The organism is Citrobacter portucalensis (assembly GCF_023374935.1).
GTDB classification, from domain to species: domain Bacteria; phylum Pseudomonadota; class Gammaproteobacteria; order Enterobacterales; family Enterobacteriaceae; genus Citrobacter; species Citrobacter portucalensis.
The window spans coordinates 2,520,175-2,535,521 of sequence record NZ_CP092466.1; the positions used below are offsets into that span (position 1 = coordinate 2,520,175).

The following is a 15,347-nucleotide window of genomic DNA, read 5'->3' on the forward strand; positions in this document are numbered from 1 at the left end:
CATGTTTGCGCTGGTGGATGTTAATTCGTTTTATGCCAGTTGTGAATCGGCATTCCGACCGGACCTGAAAGGTAAACCCGTTGTTGTTCTTTCAAATAATGATGGCTGCGTCATTTCCAGCAGCGCGGAAGCGAAGGCGCTTGGCGTCAATATGGGAGCACCATACTTCAAACAGAAAGATCTGTTCAGGCGCTGCGGCGTGTTCTGCTTTAGTTCGAACTACGAGCTGTATGCGGATATGAGCAGCAGGGTAATGTCGATTCTGGAGGAGCTGTCTCCGCGCGTGGAAATGTACAGTATCGATGAAGCCTTTTGTGATTTAACTGGCGTGCGAAACTGCAGGGATCTTACAGATTTTGGTCGTGAAATCAGAGAAACCATTTTACAGAAAACGCGCCTCACGGTTGGGGTCGGTATCGCCCAGACCAAAACCCTGGCCAAGCTGGCGAACCATGCTGCCAAAAAGTGGCAGGAACAGACTGACGGGGTGGTGGATCTCTCGAATATTGAGCGTCAGCGTAAGCTGATGGCTGCGCTCCCGGTTGATGAAGTCTGGGGTGTCGGACGCCGTATCAGTAAAAAACTGGACGCTATGGGCATTAAAACGGTCTGCGACCTGGCGGATACCGATATTCGCTTTATCCGCAAACATTTCAACGTTGTGCTTGAGCGCACTGTGCGGGAATTGCGCGGTGAACCGTGCCTGGCGTTGGAAGAGTTTGCGCCAGTTAAGCAGGAGATCATTTGTTCAAGATCGTTTGGTGAAAAACTCACGGATTACAATGCGATGAGAGAGGCTATTTGTACCTATGCTGCACGTGCTGCGGAAAAATTACGCAGAGAGCACCAGTTCTGCCGGTTTATCTCTACGTTTATCAAAACCAGCCCATTTTCCCTGAATGAACCGTATTACGGTAACAGCGCATCGATAAAACTGCTGACACCAACCCAGGATAGTCGGGAAATTATAAGGGCGGCCACACGTAGCCTGGACGCAATATGGCGGGAGGGGCTGCGTTATCAAAAAGCAGGGGTCATGCTGGGCGATTTTTTTAGTTCTGGCGTTGCGCAGTTGAATTTGTTTGATGACAACGCCCCACGGCATAACAGCGATAAGCTGATGGCCGTTCTGGATACGCTCAATGCTGATAAAGGTAAAGGAACGCTCTATTTTGCCGGACAAGGTATACAACAACCGTGGGCGATGAAGCGAGATATGCTCTCACCGCGTTATACAACGAGATACAGTGATTTACTGCGGGTTGGGTAGGGTGGTTATCGTAAATAAGTCTTAAGAGCGATTCTAAAACTGTCCAGAAATAAATAAAAAAACGATTATCAGCCGCCATTAAAAATTTTATTGTAGCGCCGACTAACAGATAACTAACTGACAAACGGCAAGTCTATAATAGGAAATTTATGAAAAAGACGCTTATTACACTCATTATTGCAAATGCGCTGACCGCGACTACGGCATTTGCCGCAGCGGATGCGGGAACCTGGTATGCTGGTGGGAAATTTGGTTGGTCGCATTACTTTGATACCAGCGCAAGCCAGCAAACGGGGGCTAATGGTAATAAATATGGTGATGTTGGTTTTGATAGCGATAACGTCGGTGGTGGTGTATTTACAGGCTATCAGATTACTCCATGGCTGGCAGTTGAAGGCGGTTATGACTATTTAGGCAACATGCAATTCAACGGTAAAAATGGCGCATCTGGTTCTCAAATGAAAAGTCAGGGCCTGCAATTATCTCTGAAGGCAAGTTATGGTCTGACAGATAATTGGGATCTCTACGGTCGTGCAGGGGCAATGGGATATCGCGCGGAGTCAGATATTAAAGGCAATAACCGCTTTGATACCGGTGTGCGTCCGGTTGTGGCTGTCGGTACGGAATATGCCTTTAACAAGAACTGGGCTGGTCGCGTGGAATACCAATGGGTGAGCAACGTGGGTAATGAAAACCAGATTGGCGTATCAAGCGATGTTAGTTCCGTTACCGCTGGGTTGTCATATCGCTTTGGCCAGCATGACGACGCGGAGGTTACGCCTGCTCCGGCAGTTGCCGCCACTCCTGCGCCTGAACCTCAGCGTTTTAACTTAAAATCTGATGTGATGTTTGGTTATGATTCAGCAGCACTAACCCCAGAAGGGAAAGCGGCGATTGCGCAGCTATACCGAAACCCCGGTCTGCAACCGGCAAAAGATAAAGCGACCGTTGTTATTGGCTATAGCGATCGCACCGGAGCCGCAGATTATAACCAGCAACTGTCGGCCCAACGCGCGCAGGCTGTCGCCGATGAATTAGTCGCATTAGGTATGCCGGCTGCAAACATTACTGCACAAGGATATGGTTCGAGTGATTCTGTCACGGGATCCAGTTGTGATGGGCAGACCGGACAGCAGCTGATCAATTGTCTTGCTCCAGATCGCCATGTCGTTGTTGAGATCACTGATAAGCACTAAATCGGTGTACAAAAGCCCTCCTCATTATTGAATGGGGAGGGCTTTTTTATTCGCACAGTGAACTATCATTAACTGTGACAAATTAAAGATGTTAGAGCGTAATTATGTTCATAGAATCCTTAGTTTCGAGAGCTAAAGGTAGATTATGGCGTTATTTTCTGCCACGGTTTACTCTGAAAAATCATGTGGATGATCAAGTATATAATTACTATGGTGTTTATTTTTCGGATGTAAAACAAGAAAAATATCAGCTTGTGAATCTAAGAGGCAAAAATGTTGTGCTTGAAAAATGGCATGCTGAGCAGCACGCCTATATGGAGAAAATAAACCTTCCACTCAATGATATTGAAAAAATGAATGTTGAGATTATTCATTGGAGAAAGCAAGGTCCGTTAAGGTTTGATTCGATTTTTCTTTTTGCAATAAATTATTTTACGCGTATTGCTTATGCAAAAAATGCTCTGACGAGAGCAAAAAGCAATCTCTTTTCTTCATTCGCCAGTAACAAGGCGTTGAATGGACTTGATCGTATAATGTTGCTACAGATGCTGGTGAACGAATATGTACATCAATCGCCAGAGAAAACTCACACTGGAGTGACATGTGATGAGGTTATTGATCTATTGTACGGGACGCTTTGGTATAAACATATCAAGAATGAAGATTTCAGGAGGAAGGTCTTTCTGCTGCTCCAGTCACTTGTAATTACAGAGGATGTCAGATTTAGTAATGAAAAATATTATATACAAGGCAAGGCTATTTCAACAATTGTTTCATGGGAATCTGAAGATAAACGGGAAAAGCAGCAGATCAGGATCCAGAAAAATATTAGTCGTTTGATGCTTGTGATTACCGCGTCCACATTGATGATCACCCTGGCAATACTGGCTCAGGCAGGCATTATTAATTTACATAATCTTTGGGGGAATCTGACACAGTTAAAGCCAATCAGGGTGTTGTTCAAATTAATGTGATAAAAAAACAATTTTTTTAGTCCTGGCAGTAATACAAACTTGTGATGCTGCGTTTCTCTGCTGCCGTACTCCTTGAAATGCTGAATAATATCCGTTCCCTCGCGATGGCCTGTGATGAGGTATTGATAAATCTGCTGCGGTGAACCATAAATTAGTAATCCTGGTTGCCCTGGGCGTTATCGTTCGGTTTTTTCATTGGGGTGGAAAGTTCCGTGAATGTTGCGGTGACGTCCTGATCGGGGCAGTGATCATGATGTTTGCAGCAGCTCACCTCCCAAACGTAACGTTCACTATCCCGCAAGTTGGCGAGGTCACATTTACACACAATGAGATCGTGTTTGTGTTGGGTATGCTCGGTTATAAGGGGCTGAAGGAAGTTATCTTCGGGGTATTAAAAAACGGTTTGGTATCGATTTGCGCAAGCTTATAGCGCAACGAAAAAATAATTAAGGGGAATGAAGCCCGTACGAATTAACGGGCTTTACATAGATTACTTTAGTCTGATGTTCGGCAAGATATCCTGTCTGGCTACAGATTGAACTTTCCAGGCCCCGCCTTCCTGCACCATACAGTCGATAACGGTATGTGCTTTATTCGTTCCAAACGACACATAAACTTGCATACACACGGGATCATAATCTGACGACACAATCTCGATCTGCCGCCAGTCTTCACTATAATCCTGGGCTTTGATAAACATATCAGAGTCCGGTACGTCTTCGGTATTGGGGTCAGCCGCATTAGATTTTTTCAATGCGGCAATCGTGCTGGTAGTGACATAAGGTTTAAGTCCAGCGTAATCCGTTAAAGGATTTTTCTCTTTTAACAATTGTGCAATATACCAGTGATTAAATTTCAATGCTGCTGCCTCTGGACCAGTAGGGGAAACAGTCGCGAACGCGGAAGTGCAGATTAATAGGCTGGTAAATATTAATAATTTCATATCAATTGTGCCGAATTTCAATATTTGGGAAATGATATTAGACACTAATCATCAACCAATTAGCTAAACAGTTATACATCAAAATCAGCCGCCCTCGGGCATTTTTTTATTGCCAGTAATCAGCACCCAGCTCCATCGCAGCGTAGTGACTATTAGAAGGTGGTTGACCGCCGCCAGCGGGAACTGGCGACAGTCATTCATACCCACATAGCGCTATGGATATAAACCGGGGGTCCGTTTGCCTGCACAGGCGATAGTAAACGGGTGTCCGCATATATCCGATAACAGCTTAATCTAAGCTACTGATATTAAATAAATCATATATTTTACAATCAAATAACAAATCTGATAGTATACCCCCCTATAGTATTTGGAGGGCGTATGCCGCATTCACCCGAAGATAAAAAACGCATTCTTACCCGTGTACGCCGTATTCGCGGTCAGGTTGATGCGCTTGAGCGCGCACTGGAGTCCGGCGAACCATGCCTGGCTATACTGCAGCAAATAGCCGCTGTGCGCGGTGCATCAAATGGCCTGATGGGCGAAATGGTTGAGATCCATCTGAAAGACGAGCTGGTCAGTGGGGAAACTACGCCAGACCAGCGTGCCGTGCGTATGGCTGAAATCGGCCATCTTCTGCGTGCTTATCTAAAATAACATCATCACCTCGCAATAATGGGAAGAGACAAATGAAATCACGTGCAGCAGTTGCATTCGGCCCCGGCCAACCGTTAAAAATTGTCGAAATCGACGTCGCACCGCCAAAGAAAGGTGAAGTGCTGGTTAAAATTACCCATACCGGCGTGTGCCACACCGACGCCTTTACGCTCTCTGGCGACGATCCGGAAGGCGTATTCCCGGCGGTACTTGGCCATGAAGGTGGCGGCATTGTGGTTGAAGTAGGCGAAGGCGTCACCAGTCTGAAACCGGGCGATCATGTGATCCCGCTGTACACCGCAGAGTGCGGCGAGTGTAAGTTCTGTAAATCGGGTAAAACCAACTTGTGCCAGGCCGTACGTGCGACCCAGGGCAAAGGTCTGATGCCGGATGGCACAACGCGCTTCTCGTATAACGGTGAGGCGATTTATCACTATATGGGCACCAGCACCTTCAGCGAATACACCGTTTGCGCGGAGATCTCTCTGGCGAAGGTTAACCCGCAGGCCCCGCTGGACAAAGTGTGTCTGCTGGGTTGTGGCGTGACCACCGGTATCGGAGCAGTCCATAACACCGCAAAAGTGAAAGAAGGCGACACCGTCGCCGTATTTGGTCTGGGCGGTATTGGTCTGGCGGTAATTCAGGGCGCGGTGCAGGCGAAAGCCGGGCGTATTCTGGCCGTTGATACCAATCCGGAAAAATTTAAGCTGGCAGGTGAAATGGGCGCGACTGATTTCATCAACCCGAAGGATTACGACAAACCGATTCAGGATGTGATCGTTGAGCTGACCGATGGTGGCGTGGATTTTAGCTTTGAATGTATCGGCAACGTTAACGTGATGCGCGCGGCACTGGAATGTTGCCATAAAGGATGGGGCGAAAGCATCATCATTGGCGTGGCGGGAGCAGGGCAAGAGATCAAAACGCGTCCGTTCCAACTGGTTACCGGGCGCGTCTGGCGCGGTTCCGCGTTTGGCGGCGTGAAAGGGCGTACTCAACTTCCTGGCATGGTTGAAGAAGCAATGAGTGGGAAAATTCAGTTGGATCCCTTTATTACCCACCGTTTACCGCTGGAGCAGATTAACGAAGCGTTCGATTTAATGCATCAGGGTAAGTCCATCCGTACCGTTATCCACTTTGGCGATAACTGATTCATTGGCCAGCGGATTTAACCGCTGGCACTTTCCTGAATTTTTTAGAATTATGTTGTGAAAGTGTGACGAATCCGGCGCTTTTCACGGTAAGTAAACTTCCCGGATTGCCGATGACTATCTAACGGGCGTGTTTTCACGCATAAACCCTACAAGAGAGTCGACGGTCATGGACAACACTACATCGATGCAGGCCCAGCATAAACTGGGCTTTCTGCATCAAATCCGGCTGGTTCCGCTGTTTTCCTCCATTCTCGGTGGCATCCTTCTGCTGTTCGCCTTAAGTTCCGGACTGGCAAGCTATTTTCTTATGCAGGCCGATCGCGATCAGCGCGACGTGACCGATGAGATTCAGGTCAGGATGGGGTTATCTAACAGCTCTAACCATTTACGTACCGCACGTATCAACATGATCCACGCCGGCGCGGCGAGCCGTATTGCCGAAATGGATGACATGAAGGCCAATATTGCCGAGGCCGAAAAACGGATCAAGCAGTCGCAGGACGGTTTCAATGCTTATATGTCACGCGCGGTAAAAACGTCTGCCGATGAAGCGTTAGATGCTGAACTGAGCGCCAGCTTCAAAGCCTATATCGACGGCTTACAGCCTATGTTGAAGTACGCTAAAAACGGCATGTTTGAAGCGATCATCAACCATGAAAATGAACAGGCCAGACCGCTGGACTCTGCTTACAACAAGGTGTTGTTAAAAGCGATCGACATTCGTACCGCAAGGGCGAACCAGTTAAGCGAACAGGCGCACCAGCGTACACAGCTCGGCATGGCTTTTATGCTGGGTGCATTCGTTCTTGCGCTGGCGCTGACCGTAATGACGTTCATTGTTCTGCGCCGCACGGTCATTCATCCTCTGTTACGCGCGGCCAAGCGTATTGAGCAAATTTCCGCGGGCGATCTGACCATGCAAGATGAACCGACCGGGCGCAGCGAAATTGGTCGCCTGAGCCGCCATCTGCAGACAATGCAACGATCGTTGGGGAAAACGGTGGGTACGGTACGTCAGGGTGCGGAAGAAATATACCGCGGTACCAGTGAGATTTCGGCGGGTAATACCGATTTGTCTTCACGTACTGAACAACAGGCCGCAGCGATTGAACAAACGGCAGCCAGCATGGAAGAGCTGACCGCCACGGTGAAGCAAAACGCCGACAACGCGCATCACGCAAGCAAGCTGGCAGAAGATGCGTCCGGTAAGGCCAGTCGGGGCGGTCAGATGGTTTCTGGCGTGGTGAAAACCATGGGCAATATCTCAACGAGTTCGAAGAAAATCTCCGAAATCACAGCCGTGATTAATAGCATTGCTTTCCAGACCAATATCCTGGCGCTGAACGCGGCGGTTGAGGCGGCGCGGGCAGGAGAGCAGGGGCGTGGATTTGCCGTGGTCGCTAGTGAGGTCCGTACGCTGGCAAGCCGCAGCGCTCAGGCGGCAAAAGAGATTGAAGGATTGATCAGCGAATCGGTCCGACTGATTGACCAGGGCTCCGGAGAAGTCGTCGCGGCGGGCAATACGATGACGGATATTGTCGATGCGGTAAAACGCGTGACCGATATCATGCTGGAAATCGCGGCGGCTTCTGATGAGCAGAGCCGAGGTATCGTACAGGTGAGCCAGGCGATATCAGAAATGGATAAGGTGACGCAGCAAAATGCCTCGCTGGTTGAAGAAGCATCGGCTGCGGCGGCCTCTCTCGAAGAGCAGGCGGCGCGCTTAACGGAAGCCGTAGGTACATTTCGCTTAACGGGAACGAGTGCAATTAAACGCCCTCCCGTAACCACTACGCCTGACCATTCGCGTCCGCAGACGGCAACGGCCAGTGGCGATAACTGGGAAACGTTTTAACAATAAATTAAGGGACCTGATGGTCCCTTATATTTGGCATCAAAACGGTACGGTTTTGCGTATTGCGGCGATGAGGATCTGCGCGGCCTGAGAGAGTTGCACATCGACACGGGTAAGAATACCGATGGGTTCACCCGCACCATGGGTAGGTATCGGCAACGACACCAGCGTCGCCTGGCGTAAATCCTCTCTAACCGCACCTGAAGGGACAAACCACACATAGTCGTAATCAACTGTCAGCTGGCGGGAAAGCGATGCTGACAGCGTTTCAATGCAGCCTGGCGGCATTTTACAACCCTGACTTTGCAACAATGCTTCTGCGTGCTGGCGAGGTGCGGTTCCTTTTGGCGAAACCACCACCGGCCACTCCATTACCCGACTTAACGTGATGGTTTCCTGCAACAGCGGATGGTTAGGGCGCACGACCAGTTTAAGTGATTCCAGAAACAACAATTCATAGTTCAGACCGACCATTAATTCCGGATCGGCCATGCGACCAATGCCAAGATCGATTTCCCCGGATTTTAAACCTGCCAGAATCATCGGATTGCTCATGGTGGCGACCTGTAGCGTGGTCTCCATTTGCTGCTTGTGGAAAGGACCAATTACCGCAGGCAGAATGCCCAGTGCCGCGGTGGGTAAGGCCCCGATCCGTACGACATCAGTCTGCGATTCTTCGCGCTGATTTAACGCTTGTCCGGCGGTGTTGAGCGCATCCAGCACTCTTACCGCGTGGGTAAGAAACTGTTCTCCGGGCAGCGTTAACTGCGCGCCAAGGCGGCCACGCTCAAAGAGACGGGTACCGGTCAGTTGCTCCAGTTCATTTAGCGTTTTGGAGAGAGCCGGTTGGCTCAGGTTAAGGGTCTCAGCCGCGCGCCCCAACGTTCCCTGCTGTGCAACGGCGACAAAAGTATGAAGGTGGCGCAAGCGAATGCGCTGATTGAACAGAACATTTTTTTCCATAAGCGATGTTAAAAACAGAGCCGTATCGGTGACAAGTAAAGTTGTTTGTTTTTGATAACCTGATAGCAAAATATTATTAACATTTATCATGTTTTACTTACAACTGATTTATTTTGCTTATGTTTTGTACAGCATTGCTGGGTGGTGGGATCATGGAAGGGAGTATGTTCAGTCGTTATACTTTGGTGATTGTTTACTTTTGAACGATTTCACTTCACAAGGCACTGATGAATGATACATGTAATAGGGCACCTTAATCCCGATAGCGATGCCATCTGCACCGCCGCAATGACGGCGCGTTGGCTTAGTTTACGTGGCCAGCAGGCGACGGCATGGCGTTTGGGCGAGCCTAACCGCGAAACGCAGTTTATCTTTGAGCATGCGGGGCTGACGATGCCTGAACGGTTGACGTTTGAACTGACCGATCGTGATGTCTGGCTGGTCGATTTCACCGAGCCGGCCCAGGGACCGGAATCGTTAACAGAAAGTAACGTGGTGGGAATTATCGATCATCACCGACTTGGTGGGTTAGTCACCCGTCTGCCACCGGAAGTGTGGGTGAAGCCCGTCGGCAGTAGCGCAACCCTGCTGTGGCAACTGATGATGGAGGATGAACGCAACCAGTTATCTTCCGCTGAGGCTGTTTTACTGCTCGGCGCCGTATTGAGTGACACTGTCACGCTTCGTTCACCAACGACGACCACTGACGATCGCCAGGCGGTTGATGCGCTGGCCCAAAAAACCGGAGTGGATCTTGACGCTTTCAGTCGCGACCTGCTGTCAGCCAAAACAAGCGTGGAAGGGATGAGCGCCCGCGAGCTTCTGCAGAAAGACATTAAAACCTTCACCATCCATGGGCATTCAGTTTGTGTAGCGCAGCTTGAACTGTATGCGCTGCAACAGGTGGATGCGGTGCTGGACGATCTCCGTCAGGAAATGGCGCGCTATGCAGAAGAAAAGAACGCTGCGTTAGTCGTGCTGATGCTCACTGACATCAATCTGGGTGATACCAGCTTATGGTTTGCTGGAGCAGAACTTTCAGACATCCCGCAGCCTTGCAAGGTAGAAGGTATGCTTAGCCGTAAAAAACAGATGCTGCCCTGGCTGGAAAGTCATTTGAAACCACGCCAGTAGGTACTGTTCATCGTTTGTATGGGTGGGAAGTTTACGCGGGGTCACACTTTGTAAATTCTTCCCACCGGAGTCAGCGGCGTTTTCTACACTCCAGGTAATATTCACTGGAGGCATGACATTATGGCGAACACCATCACGGCAGATGATATTCGGGAACAATTTTCGCAGGCAATGTCAGCAATGTACCAGCAGGAAGTCCCGCAGTACGGCACGTTGCTGGAACTTGTCGCTGATGTGAATCTGGCGGTACTGGAAAATAATCCGACGCTGCATGAAAAACTGGCGAATGCGGATGAACTGGCCCGGCTAAACGTTGAGCGTCATGGCGCCATTCGAGTGGGTACCGCGCAGGAGCTTTCTACGCTGCGCCGGATGTTTGCCGTTATGGGCATGTATCCGGTGAGTTATTACGATCTCTCCCAGGCGGGCGTCCCCGTACATTCTACAGCCTTTCGTCCCATCGACGATGCCTCGCTATCGCGCAACCCGTTTCGGGTATTCACCTCGTTATTACGGCTCGAACTAATCGAAAACGCCGCGCTGCGGCAAAAAGCCGCTGAGATCCTCGCGAAACGCGATATTTTCACTCGCCGTTGCCACGAACTACTGGATGAATTTGATGCGCAGGGCAGTTTTACATCTGAACAGGCGCAAGAATTTGTGCATGAAGCGCTGGAAACATTCCGCTGGCATCAGCACGCCACGGTCGATGAAGAGACCTATCACGCATTACATAACGAACACCGGCTGATTGCTGATGTAGTGTGCTTCCCCGGTTGTCATATCAACCATCTGACACCGCGAACGCTGGATATTGACCGGGTGCAGTCGATGATGCCGGAATGCGGCATTGAACCGAAAATACTGATTGAAGGACCGCCGCGCCGCGAGGTGCCCATTTTATTGCGTCAGACCAGTTTCAAAGCGCTGGAAGAACCGGTGTTGTTTGCCGGTGAAATGCGCGGCACTCACACGGCACGTTTTGGTGAAATCGAACAGCGCGGCGTGGCCCTGACGCCGAAAGGCAGAGCGTTGTACGACGAATTGCTGAATAAAGCGGGAACGGGGAAAGACAATCTGACGCACCAGCTACACCTTCAGGAAGTATTCAAGGCCTTCCCGGACAGCGAATTCCTGCTGCGCCAGCAGGGGCTAGCCTGGTTCCGCTATCGTCTGACGCCATCGGGTGAAGCGCATCGGCAGGCGATTCGCCCGGATGACGATCCACAGCCGCTTATTGAACGGGGCTGGCTGGTTGCGCAACCCATCACCTACGAAGATTTTTTACCGGTGAGCGCCGCAGGAATTTTCCAGTCCAATTTGGGTAATGAAACACAGGCTCGCAGCCACGGAAATTCCAGCCGCGACGCGTTTGAACAGGCGCTGGGTTGCGCGGTTTATGATGAGTTTGCGCTGTATCAGGAGGCTCAAGAGCGAAGTAAACGTCGGTGTGGTTTACTTTAACGGAATTTACATGGGATTCGGTCTGTTCCCATCGACATAAAATATTTTCGATTTTGTACAGATAATCGGCGACCAACAATTGGATTATTAATGAATTTTGTCTAGAGTGAGCGGTCAGAAATGTGCACTCTCTTGCCGCTGATTTTGACCGGCGCGGGACCATTTACACGACCAGAAGGACTCACTTTCAGGCATGAATCGCAGACGATTTATTAAAGGTTCAATGGCAATGGCCGCCGTGTGCGGAACCAGTGGTATTGCATCACTCTTTTCCCGCGCCGCCTTTGCGGCAGAGTCTGACATTGCAGACGGAAAAACCGTACGTTTTGATTTTTCCGTTCTGCAATCGATGGCCCATGACTTAGCACAGAAGCCCTGGGGCGGCGCACCGCGCGCGTTACCGGAAACGCTGGCGAAACTGACGCCGCAGGCCTACAACAGCATTCAATATGACGCAGAGCAGTCTCTGTGGAACAATGTTGAAAATCGTCAGCTTGATGCGCAGTTCTTCCACGTGGGAATGGGCTTCCGTCGCCGTGTACGCATGTTCTCGGTTGATGGTAGTACGCATATGGCGCGTGAAATTCACTTCCGTCCGGAACTGTTTAAATACAACGACGCGGGTGTGGATACCAAACAATTGGAAGGGCAGACTGACCTCGGATTCGCTGGATTCCGCGTGTTTAAAGCGCCAGAACTGGCCCGCCGCGATGTCGTTTCTTTCCTGGGCGCCAGCTATTTCCGCGCCGTGGATGACACCTATCAGTACGGTTTATCGGCCCGTGGTCTGGCGGTAGATACCTACACCGACAGCAAAGAAGAGTTTCCTGATTTCACCTCTTTCTGGTTTGAAACGGTTAAACCGGGCGCAACCTCCTTTACCGTGTATGCGCTTCTCGACAGCTCAAGCGTAACCGGCGCATTCAAGTTCGTGATCCACTGCGAGAAAACGCAGGTGATTATAGATGTACAAAACCACATCTATGCGCGCAAAGACATCAAGCAGCTCGGCATTGCGCCGATGACCAGCATGTTCAGCTGCGGCAACAATGAGCGTCGGATGTGCGACACTATTCACCCGCAAATCCATGACTCCGATCGTCTGGCGATGTGGCGGGGCAATGGTGAGTGGATCTGCCGTCCGCTGAATAACCCGCAAAAGCTGCAGTTCAACGCCTATACCGATAACAACCCGAAAGGGTTTGGCTTGCTGCAACTCGATCGCGACTTCTCCCATTATCAGGACATCATGGGCTGGTATAACAAGCGCCCAAGCCTGTGGGTCGAACCGCGCAACCAGTGGGGCAAGGGGACCATCGGTCTGATGGAGATCCCGACGACCGGCGAAACGCTGGATAACGTTGTCTGCTTCTGGCAGCCGGACAAGAAGATCAAAGCCGGCGATGAGCTGGAATTCAAATATCGCCTGTACTGGAGCGCTCAACCGCCGGTGCGTTCACCGCTGGCTCGCGTGATGGCGACCCGGACAGGCATGGGCGGTTTCCCGGAAGGATGGGCACCGGGCGAGCATTACCCAGAAAAATGGGCGCGTCGTTTTGCCGTTGACTTCGTTGGTGGCGATCTAAAAGCGGCTGCGCCGAAAGGCATTGAACCGGTGATTACGCTCTCCAGCGGTGAAGCGAAACAGATTGAGATCCTCTACGTGGAGCCTATCGATGGTTATCGCATTCAGTTTGACTGGTATCCGACCTCTGACTCAACCGAACCGGTAGATATGCGTATGTTCCTGCGTTGTCAGGGTGACGCCATCAGCGAAACCTGGCTGTATCAGTACTTCCCGCCAGCGCCGGATAAACGTCAGTACGTTGACGACCGCGAGATGCGTTAATCACGCCCTTTACGGCTCTCCTGATGGGGAGCCATATCTGCATTCATCCTCATAACGACTCTGTACACTATTTACTCGATCCTGTTCGCATTTTTCTGTATGGCAAATGGGTACTCTGTGGGTGTGTATTTCTTATACACGTTCTTGTCCACTAACAGGGAGAAAGTATGTTTCCAGAATACAGAGACCTTATTTCCCGACTGAAATCCGAGAACCCTCGCTTTCTGTCCTTATTCGAAAAACACAACAGCCTTGATCATGAGATCTCCAGACTGGAAGGTTCGGATGGTCGGGGGTATAGTTTGGACATTGTTCGTCTTAAGAAACAGAAACTCCACCTGAAGGAAGATCTGCTCAAAATATTGCAAAAAGAGAGTGTCAGTGAGAGCTAAGTAGAACGGCGCTTGCTGTGTAAAAGGGCTTCCTGCGAGAAACGGAAGCCCTTCCTGTTTTAGGTGTTAATCGACCATCACGCGTTTGTTCGTCGCCCCCCAGAGGATCGACATTTCAGTGAACAACGCGCCGCTAATTTCTTCGACTTCTTCTGCACTAACCTGCGCATTTCCCTGTTTACCGAACAGCACCACTTCATCACCGGATGCAACCTGCGGCAAATCGGTTACATCGACGATCACGGTATTCATGGATGTTTTACCCAGTACCGGAACCCGCTGGCCGCGGATCAGCACGTGTCCCGCATTACTGAACACACGGCGATAACCATCGGCATAACCTGTCGGGATATTGGCCAGAACGGAATCACGTTTAAGGGTATAGGTTCTGTCATATCCGACGGTGTTTCCTTTGGGGTAATGGTTTACCGACGCGATGGCAGATTTAAACGTCATGACGCGTTTGTATTCGGTGCTGGCGATGGTATCGCCATAGAAAATACCGCCAACACGCACCATGTCGAGCCAGGATTCTGGAACGGTCAGGGTAGCGAACGTATTCGCGACATGCAGGGTGACATCTTCGCGCTTAAGCCCGGTAATTTTCAGTACCTGGGCTGATTGCGTATTGAAACGGGCCAGATCGCGTTTTACCACTGCCGCATCTTCTTCCGGGAAATGCGACATGATGCCGACAATTTTCAGGCCGGGTAATGCGGAAATAGCGCGTGCTTCTTCCAGACCTGCAGCGGTACTGACTTCCAGACCGTTACGCGACATACCGCCAGAGTTCAGCGCAAGATGGATACGAATAGTTTTACCTTTCTCTTGAGCGATTGCACTTAGACGCTTAGCCATATCCAGATTACCGATAAGCTCTTCGGTATCGAAATCCGCCGCCTGGCGCATCTCTTTTTCCGTCGCGTTACGCACGCGCATGAGCTGCGATGTATAGCCTGACTGGCGAACGGTACTAATCTCCTCGTTGCTGGCGATGCCAATACATTGTACGCCGTTTTGCATCATCACCGGTGTTACCAGTGAGAGATCGTGGCCATACGCGTCGCCTTTAAGAATGGCGCACATCCGGGTTTTATCTCCCAGCAGTTGCTGAACTTTATGAATGTTATATTCCAGCGCGCTACGGGAAATTTCCAGCGTGGTATTATCCACGACCTGTTGCTTATTGACGGCAAAGGGAACGGGGCCCGCTTGCGTGGTAGAAACAGGTTGGTGACAGGCGGTAATCAGTAAAAGCGGAATAAGTGCTAAACGACCCAAAGGTGCTGCCATGCTTGCTCCTTAGCAATAGAATGAAAGTGTTATTGTCATCATTACGGTCTATCCATGAGGGGATACCCGGATCACCAGAGTAACGGGTTCCACGCCAGAGATTCTTTCTAAGTGATTGCTGTTACAGCATAAAAATAAGACATCCCCGGCTCTAAACAGAGTAATATCGGCTACTGCCAGTCAGAAATGCCCCGTTTACGATC

Annotated in this window: 13 protein-coding genes; 10 read left to right on the plus strand and 3 right to left on the minus strand. The window is 50.2% G+C overall.

Going from position 1 to position 15,347, the window contains the following annotated elements; genetic code table 11:
- The first annotated feature begins 1 nt into the window (after position 1).
- The 3 genes from LY264_RS12290 to LY264_RS12300 all read left to right on the plus strand — a co-directional run bounded on the left by LY264_RS12290 (position 2) and on the right by LY264_RS12300 (position 3,440).
- Positions 2-1,270, plus strand: coding sequence for a Y-family DNA polymerase (locus LY264_RS12290; protein WP_048227566.1), 1,269 nt, complete (start codon positions 2-4; stop codon positions 1,268-1,270).
- Positions 1,271-1,419: 149 nt separating this feature from the next.
- Positions 1,420-2,466, plus strand: a complete 1,047-nt coding sequence (gene ompA / locus LY264_RS12295; RefSeq protein WP_048227567.1) for a porin OmpA — start codon at positions 1,420-1,422, stop codon at positions 2,464-2,466.
- A gap of 185 nt (positions 2,467-2,651) precedes the next feature.
- A complete protein-coding gene (locus LY264_RS12300) occupies positions 2,652-3,440 on the plus strand; it encodes a hypothetical protein (protein ID WP_053069303.1) in 789 nt (262 codons plus the stop codon).
- 490 nt (positions 3,441-3,930) lie between these two features.
- Here the strand turns inward: LY264_RS12300 and LY264_RS12305 are convergent, their stop codons facing one another.
- Positions 3,931-4,428 carry a DUF3828 domain-containing protein gene (locus LY264_RS12305; protein WP_081365287.1) on the minus strand — a complete coding sequence of 166 codons (498 nt, stop codon included), beginning with the start codon at positions 4,426-4,428 and terminating at the stop codon, positions 3,931-3,933.
- A 336-nt stretch (positions 4,429-4,764) separates the two neighbouring features.
- Here LY264_RS12305 and LY264_RS12310 point away from each other — a divergent pair, with 336 nt between their 5' ends.
- The 3 genes from LY264_RS12310 (at position 4,765) to LY264_RS12320 (ending at position 8,049) form a co-directional block, all read left to right on the plus strand.
- A complete protein-coding gene (locus LY264_RS12310) occupies positions 4,765-5,040 on the plus strand; it encodes a metal/formaldehyde-sensitive transcriptional repressor (RefSeq protein WP_003833178.1) in 276 nt (91 codons plus the stop codon).
- Between the two features lie 32 nt (positions 5,041-5,072).
- Positions 5,073-6,191, plus strand: coding sequence for an S-(hydroxymethyl)glutathione dehydrogenase/class III alcohol dehydrogenase (locus LY264_RS12315; protein ID WP_048227570.1), 1,119 nt, complete (start codon positions 5,073-5,075; stop codon positions 6,189-6,191).
- 169 nt (positions 6,192-6,360) lie between these two features.
- Complete coding sequence (locus tag LY264_RS12320; RefSeq protein WP_048214135.1) at positions 6,361-8,049, plus strand: methyl-accepting chemotaxis protein; 1,689 nt, start codon at positions 6,361-6,363, stop codon at positions 8,047-8,049.
- A gap of 39 nt (positions 8,050-8,088) precedes the next feature.
- Here LY264_RS12320 and pcaQ read toward each other — a convergent pair whose 3' ends face one another.
- Positions 8,089-9,012, minus strand: coding sequence for a pca operon transcription factor PcaQ (gene pcaQ / locus LY264_RS12325; protein WP_003020288.1), 924 nt, complete (start codon positions 9,010-9,012; stop codon positions 8,089-8,091).
- 231 nt (positions 9,013-9,243) lie between these two features.
- Here pcaQ and LY264_RS12330 point away from each other — a divergent pair, with 231 nt between their 5' ends.
- From LY264_RS12330 to LY264_RS12345, 4 genes are all read left to right on the plus strand, one after another.
- Positions 9,244-10,146 (plus strand): manganese-dependent inorganic pyrophosphatase, encoded by a 903-nt coding sequence (locus LY264_RS12330; RefSeq protein WP_048227571.1) that lies wholly within the window; start codon positions 9,244-9,246, stop codon positions 10,144-10,146.
- Between the two features lie 120 nt (positions 10,147-10,266).
- Positions 10,267-11,610, plus strand: a complete 1,344-nt coding sequence (gene hglS, locus LY264_RS12335) for a 2-oxoadipate dioxygenase/decarboxylase HglS (RefSeq protein ID WP_071692405.1) — start codon at positions 10,267-10,269, stop codon at positions 11,608-11,610.
- Positions 11,611-11,803: 193 nt separating this feature from the next.
- A complete protein-coding gene (locus LY264_RS12340) occupies positions 11,804-13,459 on the plus strand; it encodes a glucan biosynthesis protein D (RefSeq protein WP_048227572.1) in 1,656 nt (551 codons plus the stop codon).
- Between the two features lie 167 nt (positions 13,460-13,626).
- Positions 13,627-13,851, plus strand: a complete 225-nt coding sequence (locus LY264_RS12345) for an HP1242/YdcH family protein (RefSeq protein ID WP_003833168.1) — start codon at positions 13,627-13,629, stop codon at positions 13,849-13,851.
- Positions 13,852-13,917: 66 nt separating this feature from the next.
- On the opposite strand, the gene alr is transcribed toward LY264_RS12345, so the two are convergent.
- Positions 13,918-15,144: an alanine racemase gene (gene alr / locus LY264_RS12350; protein WP_003833167.1), complete on the minus strand. Its 1,227-nt coding sequence runs from the start codon at positions 15,142-15,144 to the stop codon at positions 13,918-13,920.
- Positions 15,145-15,347: the final 203 nt, after the last annotated feature.